This window comes from Bradyrhizobium sp. Ai1a-2, assembly GCF_000426245.1.
Taxonomy (GTDB): Bacteria; Pseudomonadota; Alphaproteobacteria; order Rhizobiales; family Xanthobacteraceae; genus Bradyrhizobium.
Genome location: NZ_AUEZ01000058.1, coordinates 43,911 through 56,447, shown reverse-complemented (window position 1 = coordinate 56,447; position 12,537 = coordinate 43,911). Strand labels below are relative to the sequence as shown.

The window sequence follows — 12,537 nt, the reverse complement described above, 5'->3', positions numbered from 1 at the left end:
ATGAACGCCGGGCGTGAGGACGGCGGCAGCGACCTGGTCGCGGTGTGCCTCTTGATCCACTTCCGAAGGAGGTTCGCGTTGACCCCATGTTCGAGTGCAAGCCTCGATACCGAAACCCCAGGCTCAAGGCAGGCCGTGACAAGACGCTCTTTCGATGCCGCCTCGTAGCGCCGGCGACCGTTCCGGCCAATAAGCCTGACCCGCAGTTTCTGATCATCGTCGCTCATCACAAGGTGTCCACCTATTTTGGTGGACACCTCATGCATCAGAGCACTCAAAAGCAAAAGGTGCGGAGAAATTCGCGCTTACGGTCAAGCCGCCGCGACCTTCCCATCGATTGATGCTGGTTCCTTGTGATGCAGGCTCCATGCTGATGCACGCGGACAATGGAGGTGTCGATCATCTGGACAGCGGCATCATGAGCAGCGGCAAGTGTGTCTATGATGCGGCCCCAGACACTACCGCCCCAGCAAACGAAGCGGTTATAGCACGTGGTGTATGGACCAAATGTCGCGGGCAGATCACGCCAGGGAGCTCCGGATCGCAAGACCCAGAAGATGCCATTGAGAACACGACGGTCGTTTACCCGAGGAACGCCGCGCGGCTTGTTCTGCAGCATGGGCTTGATGGCGACCCATTCATAGTCGGCGAGTTCGTAGCGCATGATTCGGGCCCCCAGTTTGGGGAGTTTGAATCACCGGGGGCTGGCCGAACGCAACGCTGCTGACCCTGGTTCGGCGCTTGTGGGCAGAAGCTGACATCAACCAACCGACGACCACCGCCGAATCCGTCGAAAATGACCCGAAGCGGACGATGCGTGATGCCGATGCCGCGCACTCGCTTCGCCGTCACTCAATGGGAAAATTGAGCAGCGAGGAAACTCCGCATCTCCTGGACTGACTGGGCGGCCGCGGCGGGATCATATTTGAGCCAATGTCCGAGATATTCCCTGCCATGGGCGAAGGCGGGGGAATTAAAGGCGTGATAGGCACCGGGATAGACGATCAATTTTACGGGTGCTCCCCTGTCGGCCCGCCGCTTCATCCACCGCTCGCAGTCCGTCGCGGGCGTCCAGTCGTCGAGTTCGCCGATCATGATCAATGCAGGAACGATGAGTTCCTCGGAGGCAACGCCGCAAAGCGGGTAGTAGGCCACGGCGGCCTTGAACTTTCGATCCGGGGGGACGTCAAAGATTTCCGCCTGATGGTTCGACGCCAACTGCAGCGCAACCATTGCACCCTGCGAATATCCAATAACCGCGATACGTTGAGAATCGACGAAGGGAAGATTGGAAAGATAGGATAGCGCGCCTAAAGCATCACCTTGGCGGGTAAGCAGCAGGCCCGGCGTCACCTGGGTGCAGGCGTTCTTGATGCCACGGGTCGCAAAGCTATCCAGCATAAGCGACACATAGCCCCGCGCGTTGTACGTTCGGGCGTCTTCCGAAAGTCCATCGCATCCGTGGAGATACACAATGGCGGAAAATGGGCCGTCGCCCTCAGGTTTCGACAGGTAACCCTCAATCGTTTCAGACGCTGCTTTCGGCGTTTCGCCACGTTCGCGCGCCAGGCGCTGCTGGAGTTGGCCGACGTGAACGGGAGCACCTTCGAACCTGACCAATTCTCCCGCCAAGGTGGCGGCGTTGGTGGAAAGGTATGCAACGAACACTGCTACACCGAGACATGCTTTGGCTCGTGTAACCATTTTCCTTCCCTCCGCTTCCCGAACGGAGTCAGCGTAGCAGGCTCATGTCCGCCCATCCACACCGTAAGTCTAAAAACTGCACGGACACTTATGGCCGGCGTAAACGAACGAACGCCTGTCCTCATGTCGGCTTTCAGGGGGGGACCGGAAATGGTCGACGCGCGGCCAAATCGACGCGAATGGCCCCAACGCGAAGCCCGCGCGGGTTCTGAAATCGGTCTTCTTATCGGGGTAAATCGGAAGTGACTGATTAACCACCAAGCAGCGCTTTTGACCCATAGCTGACTTTGCCGAGAAAGCAGCAATATTCTTCCCGCCAGAGAAAATCAGTGGCGGGTTGGAGCCATCAAGGTTAGTCGAGACCGACAATGCGTTCGACTCCCTCAACCACGAGCTTCGCCTCGTTGCGTGTGACCGTTCGACCCGTATGCACCGCATCGTTCCTCAATTTTGTCCATTGGGACAGGTCACCGTCGACTAAGTCTACCAAACCTTGCTCTCTTGCGAGCTCCAAAAGCTGACGCATCGACATCGGTCTTCGTACCGTATCGCGAGGGGCCTTGTTCAACCGCTGGCGCAGGTCTGTTTCGAGCAGCGTCATCGCCGATATAACGGCCGCGCGGTATTCTTTAGCGTCAAGAAGCCGGCGCGGTTCTAAGCGTTGAGCAAACCCCATTTCACCTGCTAGGTTCTGAAGGTGCTGCGCGACTTCCCAAACAAAAGCACTGTCTTCCGACGGGACCGCAGGGCGCTCGACAAAGTGCCAGAACTCGATCGGGGCGATCGGGATTTGCGCAAACTCAGTAGCCACTATTATCACTTCTAGTCGTCGGCGATTAGGGCGGACTTCTGCTTCCTGCGCGCGTGAAATCGCCAACCCCAGTTCAAGCTGGGTGTTCCGCGAGGTGGCATCCACGACTATCACGACAGCACGATCGATAAGCGTATCAATCTTCGCGCTAGTGCTGTCGCCAAGGTTTACTACGTCGGCAGCTGTAACCGGAACGAAGCCCGCGGCCTCCGCGAGCGGAAAAATGTTCTCCCGATAGAAAGGCAGAACATCTAGCGGTGTAGCGAATAGACAAAGCCGCGTCATGGCATCACGGGGGAGCAAGAATTGCTCGAGCGGTTTTTCCTCTGTTGCCTTTAGTGTCGTGCCAGCATGCTCGCGGCGGTATTCGCGCAGTTCGGCGAAAGCTTCGGCAAGCACGGCTCCGTAACGCTCGCGCGTGCCCGGCAAGTTGATGACCTTGACCCCGCGGCGTTCAAAGCGAGCAATGTCGCCTAGTTTGGCGCCTACTATGATAGCGTAAGCCATACGGCGAGCCTTGCCCAGACGGCTGGCAACCACGTGCCAGATTTGACGAAAGTCGGGGTCATCGAGGCTGTACCCAATGAACACCGCCGTCTTGGTGATCAGCAGGTTAGAGAGATAGGTTGCAATCAGCGGGTAGTTAGTAAGAAAGCCGTCGTAATCGGCTTCAGTCACCACTAGTCGCTTGGGATGCCGGACATCCCCGTGCAATTTGAGCAGGAGCGTGCCCGTTGCTCCGACGTTGATGGAGAGCTGATCTTCATCCACTACGGGGTGAACAGTGCGGTTGTCTTGCCGGTCTAGGTCGTATTGCTTTTCGAGCAGGAAATCGAAGTTAGTCGTGCAGACAATATCGAACGGAAGGCTGCAAAACTCCTTGTGCGCCGGGCCCGGCTGAACTCGATCAAGATGCAATAATTCGACGAGCCGTTCGATGAGTCTGGCCCTCCCGAACTCGTGTTCATAAGCAGAGATACCGTCAAGGACGCTCGTTGGCGAATAGTCCTGAAGTTCGTCAGCGAAGCTCTTCCCCAACTCATGCCACAGCGGCATTTTAGCAGGCGGAGGCAGCTTAGCGTTCAACGACATGCCCGCTCCAACGACGGGCAGCCAACGGCCCCTCACCAAGTCTTCTAGAAGAGGCTTCGGGAAATGCACGAGATACTTTGTCGCCACGTATAACTCAGGGTTTCTTTCCGTAAGAAGGTTTCCCATAAGGCGATAAAGTCATGCTTCAATCAAGGGCATTGAGACACCCTTCTTATCTCAGCTGTAAATGCTCCACAATTCAGAGTGCGCAACTATCGCGCGGTGTCTGCTGATGTGCCCGCGTATTCCCTAGGGGCTTCGTATCAATGGACGCCATCATGGAGACGGCCGAATTTGTTTGTCGAGATGGCAGCTAATCTTTGTTGTAATGCTTCCAAACTTGATCAAAAGTGCTCGCGTGCTCAGGGAAGAATCGTTTGAGTACGTCGATATAAAGCTCCGAGTGAGTTTCCCCGATAAACTTGACGCGAATATCATCTGCTCCTGTTGCGTAGATCAGCGACAAGATGATGCTGATGAGGGCGATAAATTTCTGCCTTCTGTTCGATAAATCGAAACCGGCCGACGACAGCTGATCAACGAGGTCCGCGATAGAAGGATCATTGAAAGTCAGCGGCTCGATCCGGTGTGCGAACTTGTTTCGAATTGCTCGGATGTCGTGCATCGCTTTATAGAGCGAATCGTTGCATAGACCTAAAGCGTAAAAAAGCTCAATCTTGTTGCTAAGGGTGCTGCCCGGCCCGTTTTGACCAAAGAATGTTTCATAGTGCTTCTTGTTCATCTCCGACATGCGCTTCTGCAGCACAACGGAAAGCATTTCTTCCATCAATGCAGCACCAACGATCGCGGAGCCACGATCGGTCTGCTCTTGGATTTCTTTCACCGCGGAGGTGATCTGTTCGGACGTATGCGCTGTTCTGCGAGCCATAAGCGGTTTCTGCGTTCGGGACCAGACGGATGTCAGGCCGTCGTCAGGGTTTCATGTCGTGAACAATTGGTGCCGAGACCGCCCAGCAAGACGGGGCAAACCTCATCGGCGCGGTGTGCTCAGGCGGGAGATTAAAAGCTCCAAAAACTACGGCAAGAACTACGCCTGCAGGCAATCAGTCAAACTCGTATGCGGATTTGTCGCGCCAGTCTGTCGCGGTGTCGTAATCCTTACCCTCAATCTCGGCGCTCATAGCTTTAAGGGCCAAGCTTATAGAGCAGCGGCGAAGCTCGGTCGACTGTTGAAGGAATCCGTTTTTCCAATATTGAGAATCGATGGCATAGCGCCCCAATCTGGCGAGAACTCGTTCCTCAATTTCTCCCGCTCGTTCGATTTTTACGGCGTAGATGACTTCCCAATCACGAGCATCTCCATGACGCTCGGCGCAAATCTGGCGGATGCGTTGCCCTAGATCCCTGCACACGCCGATTTTGATGAGGCGGGCTCTCAGAGAACCGGCGATGTATAAGTATTGCTTGAGGTCGTAGCGACCGGCGAAAGCCAGAACCTTGGTGTCGCATTGAACGCAATGGCCTTTGCGTGATCGGAGCCGGTGTCTTCCTTTCCGACATGGGCTGCCCAGCGCCACAGTCTTTCCGGCCTCTTTAATCAGGCGAAACCATGTCGCTTGAGAATAGTAACGGGCGTCAAACACATCAGCTGCGCCTAAGCCCTGACTGGCCAAGAACGCCAGCTCTTCTTTTGTGAGTTCGTCCTCCACGACAACCTCCCCGCGAATCGTCCTCGACCATAGCAGGTGCCAAGCGTTCCGCTAGTAGTGTATCGTGCCTTCAACTTCTACTATTCGCCCGGCGTCACATGCCGGCGACGTTCACATGCACGTCGTTGTAGAGCATGGCAATGCCGTTCGGGTCGGATGCAAGGCCGAGGCATGGCGGACAGGTATTGTAGCCGTGCATGCCGCTCGATGTTGTGTTGACCGTGCGTCCGGTCAAGTAGGGCACGCTTGAGAATCATTTGGTGGGCCTGCATTTTCCTTTCGAAATCAATTGCCCGAATGAATGAGAGAGATGACCCGTCGGAGGGGTCTCTTGGTATTGCGGCAAGGTCGGTGGATACCGTAGAAAGCTGCAAGTTGTGGGCTATTTCATCATCGTGGCGTGAACCGGCCAGCCGTCTCTCGATATGGAAATAAGCGACAAGCTCAAAGCCAATGACATTATCCGTGAGTAGATAACTTGGAACGCATCAACCACGCCGACGTCACCATCCTTGACCAATTCGCTGGCCATGGCGTTGATGTCAACGGCTTAATTATTCCCGGTCGCGAGATTGAGAACACTCTCGCGCGCCATGCCGTTAACCTCATGGTCAACAACAGCGACGAGACATTTAAGGTTTCGCTTATTGGCTCCGCGACAGCGGTTTGTCGCGGTGGCCGAGAAATTCTGCTCACGACTCAACATCAGCTCCGCGGAAACGAACCAACGCAAGTAGCGATGCTGACTGACTCTGGAAGCCATATCATAACCTCCGGGGGATACCGGGGTTTTCCCCCTCACCCTGAGACAGATGCTCACGACCTTGTTGCCTTCGATTTTACAGAGCCTTGCAAAGACAGACCTGAACTAAAGAAGCACTTCTTCAATCTGTCGAGAGTGCCGCCCGAAGTCGTTGTGGGGGATGCTGGCATCATAGCGATGCTGCTGAGCGGTTATCCCGCAGAAGAGCAAAACTATGATATATACGAAAATAATCATCTTGGTCTCGTTCGTCGTCAAATCGTCTGCCAGCCTCATTCGCAGCCGAGCGACGATGCACTGCTCACCGTTCGTGTCGTGCGGCCTCTTAAGAAGCATCCTGACGGTATGAGTGGTGGTTCGGCGTTCGTTATCCGGCTTGAGCGCGGGAAACCACACGCTTATTTCGCTGGCATCATCGTCCGAGGTGGACTGGGCTCTTTTGCAATCGTGAGAGCCAGCGTTGTGTGCGCCTTTATCGACACGGTATTCCGCCCAGCCTGATCAGATCGTAACGAAAAGAATAGGAAGCGGTAGAGAGCCAATATGCATTTTTGCGGCGTCCGCTTCCAGAGCTATGTACGAGTAACGAGTTGGCGGGCGACTGTCCGGTAATGGCCCATCGCGACCTTTGCTGCGGTTGCACGAAGGCGGTTGGTATCGGATCGAAGCGGACATTGACGAAGATTCATGACTACGCACCTAGTCTAGCGGGCGGTTTGCGCTGGCATGCTGCCGTGCCGTCGCTGCCCGGCTGCCGCATTCGACGAGGCTACCGAGATCGACGCGGAGATCAGGGCGCCACGGCTTGGGCGAGATCACCAGCCGTAGTCGATCCGAAGTTTGCCCCACATGTCGTACACGCCCTTGGCTACATCAGAAAACTCCATGTCGTTTCCGTTCGGCCCGGCAAGCATGACCCGAGGTGCGCCGCCATAGGAGCCTTTGCCAAAGCCGCCTTGTCCCCATCCAGTTGTCTGGACAGCGGTATTTGCCGCATGGCTGGCGGCATTAGGAACGGGCCTAATATCCCTTAATTCAAGGTGTTTAGCTGCGTTCGCAATACTACGAATTCGACCGAAATCTTCGCATTGCTGTTCCAGCGAACTTGCGAAAGATGCTGCATCATGCACTCTGACTTGGCGACCGTTGCCGTCGATAAGGGTGAAATTCGCGCTGACTGTGCTTTCGTGTGTCCGCCACATCCAATCGTGCATGTGAAAAAGCGAAATCGCGGCATGAAAAGCGGCACGAAGATCAGCCGGACGGGCTACGCATTCCGCGTAATCGGGTTCGACCATTCCTGTCCAAAAGTCTGCCGCTCTCCTGAATTCCGTGACCACCGTCATTGCTGAAAGCGCCCACCTCTATCGACTTGAGAGCATTGACGCCGAGGCGTTCGGCCGACAGTCCGTTCCAGACCCCAAGCTTCAACACGGTAATCCGAGTTTAACTGATCTAGATCTAGCCAATTCAACACGATGTTCCGAAAGGCCGAAATATCTTTGTGAGATTAGGGAGTTCAAGCTGTCCAGATCGTGATCTTTGATACCAAGATCACGCGCGGCATCGAGTCGTTCAATTTCTATGAGCTTGTGGTGTCCAAGGAGGGGGAGACCATGAAGAAGCAGAGCGCCAGGGTGCCGGTATGAACCCGCACAACTCATTGTCGCGAGAACTCACCGGAGCCAAACAGGCCGCGCGGATGGTCAGGCGTAAGCCCAAGAAGCCGATTAAAGTTCTGCTTCACGCCGCCGAATACGTACCCCAGCATGTGCTGATCAGAAAGAAACCATGACCAAGGGACGAGAGTCGCAACGAGGGCCCAAAACTGCTTGCAAGCCTCGGAAATGTGCGACTGCGGAACTCCTCGCAGCAGTCACCCCCGGCTCACCAAACGCCGCTGAGGCCCTTCCGAGATCGTGGACAAGGACTTAAAGGGTTGACGACGATCCGAAAAGATCTCCAGCGAGCTCATAACCGCCGAAACAGTACCTTTTGGATCCAAGCCGGCATGTTGCCAAAATGCAACACTCAAGAGCCGCTGCACGCACTGAAATGAAAGACCTCGTCTACTCGGCGTCGGAATCGCTACTCCACACTCGTCGGTTATTTTCTGGACTTTGCTTTACGACCGGCGGCTTTCGGTTCGGCTGAATATTCCTCAGCTTCTCGCGGAGGGCGTCATAAGTCTTTGGCTTCTCTACCCTGTCCAGACTCTGCTGCAGAAACTCGGCGAGTGAGCGGCCCATTTCAGTTCTCCAAATGCCAAGGGTAACTTAGAGATTCGCAGAGTCAACTTCAACTCAGGATATCGGTCCCAGCCATGCTGGGGGGGCAGGATGACACACGCCATGAGCCGCCCCTAAGCCGAAATGGACCGTGTACCCCCCATCTCCTCGTCCATCGAGCGTATACTGCTCTATGGACTGGCTCGTGAGCGTAAGCAGCAAGGCATGATCCCCTTTGGGAAGTCTTAACGCCTTGGCCCTGCCGTTCGATTCCTTCCACAATGCGATTTCTCGGCTTTGCGGGTCTCCGGGCATAGCCGAACGGGATACCATTCCAAGGGAAGTAACGGTTAGGACTGCGGAACCCGGGTCGTCAGCGAGAACGGTTGCATAGCGACCCGGCCATCTGTGCTCGAGTTGCGGTCCATCCATTAAGAGGGCGACGACTAAATTTGGTCCAATTGCGTTCATCACGGTAAGGACAGGATCGTAGCGCGCCAAGTCCTCGCAAACTAATACCGACACCGTCGCTCCAGGTCGAAATACGGTGACGTAGCAATTGCGATAGCTGACATCAATTTGCTCCCACCATCGAGAATGGGGATCCATGACGTTGCCGAGATGATATCGGCAAATTTGATCGCCGTCTAAACACCATCGATGATGCTTTGACTGAAAGGACGAAAGAATCTTTTCCTTATCAACGAAACGATACATTGCAGCCAAATTCCGGGCCTCGCCATTATCACCAGACACTACCCCCGTTATAAAAAGGTCTAAATCTGTTCTTCTGAGGAGAATTTCCGCCACTTTATCCGCGAAGGTTTTTTTTAAGGCGGTCTCTGGCAACACGACTGCATGCACGCGGTCAACCTCGGGCTCAGAGGATTTAATTAGCCCGCAGATGAACTCTTCGGCGAATTGCTCAGGCGTCGCCCTTCTCATCCAAATATCTGGATCTAGTCTAAAAGCTCGCTCAGTCGCATTGCTCGGAGAACCACTTGCCAAACCGACAAAGCTCTTTCCAGGTATTGAAAATGGAAACGGGATGACGAGTATGTTGAATGGGGCAAGATCAGTATATGGCTGGTTTGAGATTTGCCAACTTGTCGAAACATTGGCGACAGACGGAAGTAGTGCAAGATTGTGCGTTAAAGATCGAACGGTGCATCCGACCTTGGGAGTATTCGTTTTTGGTTGAACGCAAAGAACCGCGGGCGGGACCCGTATGCAAATGCTATGCGGAAGATACGGAAGAAGCTCGCCTCCAATTGCATTCTGGTCCGCCTCACGGTTTCTTTCCCACACTATGTAATCTCGGTAGACGGCATACTGAATTGCACGTTCGGAATCTAGCGGCGGAAACCCCACACCGGCGCTCGCCTCATCCGCAATAGCTAACAGCTTAAAGACGATACTCTTCCAGGCGAGCGAGTCGGCGGATGCATCATCTATCCGTGCCGTTCTATGCTTCTTAATTAATTCCTTCCACAAGTCTTCCACCAACTCCGGTGGAGTCGCTTGCTTAGACCATTCCTCACCAGCATCACAAATTTCCTTTATCCAATCTTCAGTCAATTCAAAATGCTGATCATCCCAATACGCCAAAAATCTACGTTCGGAATACAAGCCGGACCGCTCAGTGATTGCCGCCACTACAGCAAACAAATCAGGCGGCCACTCGCAGACTTGATCCCAGCCCGTCGAATCGAGAACCGTGCCATCAGGGAGAACCCATTTGAGAATATCGAGGATCGTCATTTCGGACGGATCAACTTTGGTCATGACTACGTATCCCTAGCGTATTGTTGGAGCGTTTCCACCATCGATTGAACCATCCAACTAGCGGACGTCTCGCTAAAAAGGTGGGACGCCTGGAGTAAAGTGCGTATCCATAGTCGCCCTTCCAGACGCGCACCGGACCGGTTACAGAGCCACGAGATAATTGCTCCAGGACGGTCTGGACGAACTCCGCCGGTAGTGCTGTCTTTTGAGCGATCCTCTGCGGAGTACGGAGATCGCAAGCTGGATTTACTAGCTCGGCAATTATGGAATTCACATCAGTCGATGAACCACCCGATGGCACGTTCCACCCTTCGATCTGTCCGCGCCGGACTAAGTCCGCCAATATGGTTTGCTGAATGAGATTCAACACGTGCGAACGCACAAACGTTACCCAGCCAAATTTGAGGGCCGCTCTTAGCTTCACGCTCGACGTTTGGGCATCGATTAGCCGTGGCGCAATTGCACTAACGCGTGCTTTCAGCCGGCGGGAAAGTAGATCAAAATTCGCTTGCGACATTTGGGGCCAGCGTGGCAGCGGTACTGGATCAGCCGCCGAGCCTAACAGGGGAATGACGGGCTGCAGTTCTGTTAGACCACGGCGCCCAACGATTTTGTTGTTAGGAGGCACAAGGAAACTTTTCTGCAGAAAATACTGACAATTTCTTCGTCCAAGCTGAAAATCATGTGCACGAAATTTTTCATCTAGGAATCCGCCAAATCCGCCCAAGAGACCGCAAGCGATCGCGAATTTTTCGGTTTTTGAATGCTCCATTGGGGCTCCTCGTGATCCAGCACGCGGCATCCGACGGGACGGCGCAATCAGGAAGCGGCTGAAGTCCCGCTCGTTAACGGCTGGCGCGAGCTCGGAGCTTCGAAAGCGGGCTTGATTGACAAGCGCGGGAAATAAAGCGCGCACAATCGCGGTGAGCGCGGGGGATGGCGAGTTCTCCGGAAGAAAATCAGGCGGCTCGGGAAAAGGCGCTACCATGATAATCGCCTTTTCGACCATTTCACCCGATGCTGGCACGGCCGGTCCACCTGTTAGTGCGAATTGTGCATAGTCAAACGGATCATTGTTCACCAAACCGCCGTCTATGCTTTCGAAAGCGAAGGATTTGTAGCGTTCTTGGGTACCTGGAGGAAAATCAGGTTGGATCTCTACATCGGCCGGCACGGGAATTGGATATTGCCGATTCATGTAGTGCGCCCAAGGTAAGTCGAGGCGACGACAGGAAAGACCAACTGGAAATGCACCGGAGGCAAGCGCCGCCGTGCCATACAGATCCCACTCACCTAGATCGGTATCTTTTTTTGTAGGCAGCGTCCTTATCGAAATTTGGTGGCTTGCGTTCAGGGTATCGCTTTCCAACCAGAGATTGTTGTTTCCTAGTTTGCACTGGCCGAGATCGTTGAGGACGTAATGTATCCGGTCTCCGACAGTTTGCATTCCATAGCTATTTCGTCCAAAGGCAACCCGAAACGGAATGCCCCGCATATTGGAGATTGTGATGAAAACGTGCAGGTCGTTTGCAATAAAAGAATATGAGGCAAATTTAGCGGGCGAAGACTGATTTGGCTCAATTGCTGCTCGCTTGATCTCCTCCAGTACGGACGCATCGAGTAACGAGCGCACAATTGGAGGATTGTGAGTCCTGTTCGCCTCGATATCTGCTGTACCCAATAGACCGCCTGTACCGTCAGCTCCCACCATGCGTGGCAATTCAACCCACGTACGGTACAGTGGCGGCAGAACGCAAAGAAACCTCTGATGGGTTGTGTATGTGTCTGGGTAGCGATCTTTAATTTGGTTCTTGTCAAATTCGCAGGGCTGGATGCCCCGCGCCAGCGCAATTGCTCCGAGTGCGCCGGTAATAGCGCCTGCTGACGCGCCAGCGATGACTTTTAGTACCACGCGGTGATTTGGTACGCCGGGCTCACCTCGATGCGCATCCCACTCGAACAATGCCTGGAATAGGAAATCTAAAACGCCCGCCGTATAAGCACCTGCCGAAATCGCTCCTGACAGCGCTAATCCAATTTGAAAGACCGGTTCTTGGTTGATTGTGTGGTTGTCATCCATTGGGACACCGCAATCCTAGCCGACGAAGACTGAAAGTTGCTAGAAATCAAATCGCTCGTTTTGGGAAATCGATTTCACCGCTCGCAGCTTTCGGGCGGATCGGTGCGATGTAAATTCTGGCGAGGGTGCCCACACCGCGATGCAGCTCGCTTCGCCGGGTCGACATCAATCGACGGCGTTGGAAGGGGAATCGCAATGACGCCGAAATTTGTCCGGAGCCATTGTGTCTGGCTCGAAACCTCATGCCTCAACGTATGACCCGGTACCAGCGTCGTGAAGTTATCGCGTCGAAGATCTGGAGAGGTTGGCCGCGTAATTTAGGGGGCGCCGCTAACCTTAAACACGACCGGGCTGCCTTGGGCGATCGTCAAATATCCGGTTAAATCATCTTGACACGATATCAA

At 54.3% G+C, this 12,537-nt stretch carries 10 protein-coding genes and 1 pseudogene; 1 reads left to right on the top strand and 10 read right to left on the bottom strand.

The annotated features are described in order from the left end of the window. The 7 genes and pseudogenes from K288_RS50970 to K288_RS53740 form a co-directional block, all read right to left on the bottom strand. Positions 1–227: transposase (locus K288_RS50970; RefSeq protein WP_201449676.1), on the bottom strand; the 227-nt coding region annotated here is incomplete at its 3' end. Positions 228–319: 92 nt separating this feature from the next. Continuing rightward, positions 320–664 (bottom strand): annotated as a pseudogene (locus tag K288_RS46965) (IS5 family transposase); the annotation flags it as partial. 188 nt (positions 665–852) lie between these two features. After that, positions 853–1,704: a dienelactone hydrolase family protein gene (locus K288_RS0130140; RefSeq protein WP_043161100.1), complete on the bottom strand. Its 852-nt coding sequence runs from the start codon at positions 1,702–1,704 to the stop codon at positions 853–855. A 352-nt stretch (positions 1,705–2,056) separates the two neighbouring features. Continuing rightward, positions 2,057–3,607, bottom strand: a complete 1,551-nt coding sequence (locus K288_RS0130135; RefSeq protein WP_084799788.1) for an SIR2 family protein — start codon at positions 3,605–3,607, stop codon at positions 2,057–2,059. Positions 3,608–3,920: 313 nt separating this feature from the next. Further along, entirely contained in the window at positions 3,921–4,496 is a 576-nt protein-coding gene (locus tag K288_RS49790; protein ID WP_051334816.1) for an MltR family transcriptional regulator, read from the bottom strand. Positions 4,497–4,671: 175 nt separating this feature from the next. Then, entirely contained in the window at positions 4,672–5,277 is a 606-nt protein-coding gene (locus K288_RS0130125) for a GIY-YIG nuclease family protein (RefSeq protein WP_027582906.1), read from the bottom strand. 94 nt (positions 5,278–5,371) lie between these two features. Beyond that, positions 5,372–5,521 (bottom strand): hypothetical protein, encoded by a 150-nt coding sequence (locus tag K288_RS53740; protein WP_160169021.1) that lies wholly within the window; start codon positions 5,519–5,521, stop codon positions 5,372–5,374. A gap of 234 nt (positions 5,522–5,755) precedes the next feature. Here K288_RS53740 and K288_RS52745 point away from each other — a divergent pair, with 234 nt between their 5' ends. Next, a complete protein-coding gene (locus tag K288_RS52745; RefSeq protein ID WP_152535742.1) occupies positions 5,756–6,541 on the top strand; it encodes a hypothetical protein in 786 nt (261 codons plus the stop codon). A 314-nt stretch (positions 6,542–6,855) separates the two neighbouring features. Here the strand turns inward: K288_RS52745 and K288_RS52740 are convergent, their stop codons facing one another. From K288_RS52740 to K288_RS50965, 3 genes are all read right to left on the bottom strand, one after another. Further along, the gene (locus K288_RS52740) at positions 6,856–7,386 is read right to left on the bottom strand and encodes a hypothetical protein (protein ID WP_152535741.1); all 531 of its coding nucleotides are present in this window, start codon (positions 7,384–7,386) and stop codon (positions 6,856–6,858) included. Positions 7,387–8,343: 957 nt separating this feature from the next. Then, complete coding sequence (locus K288_RS52735) at positions 8,344–10,053, bottom strand: hypothetical protein (RefSeq protein ID WP_152535740.1); 1,710 nt, start codon at positions 10,051–10,053, stop codon at positions 8,344–8,346. Continuing rightward, the gene (locus K288_RS50965) at positions 10,040–12,133 is read right to left on the bottom strand and encodes a patatin-like phospholipase family protein (protein WP_084799787.1); all 2,094 of its coding nucleotides are present in this window, start codon (positions 12,131–12,133) and stop codon (positions 10,040–10,042) included. The genes K288_RS52735 and K288_RS50965 overlap by 14 nt, the downstream gene beginning before the upstream one ends. Positions 12,134–12,537 lie beyond the last annotated feature (404 nt).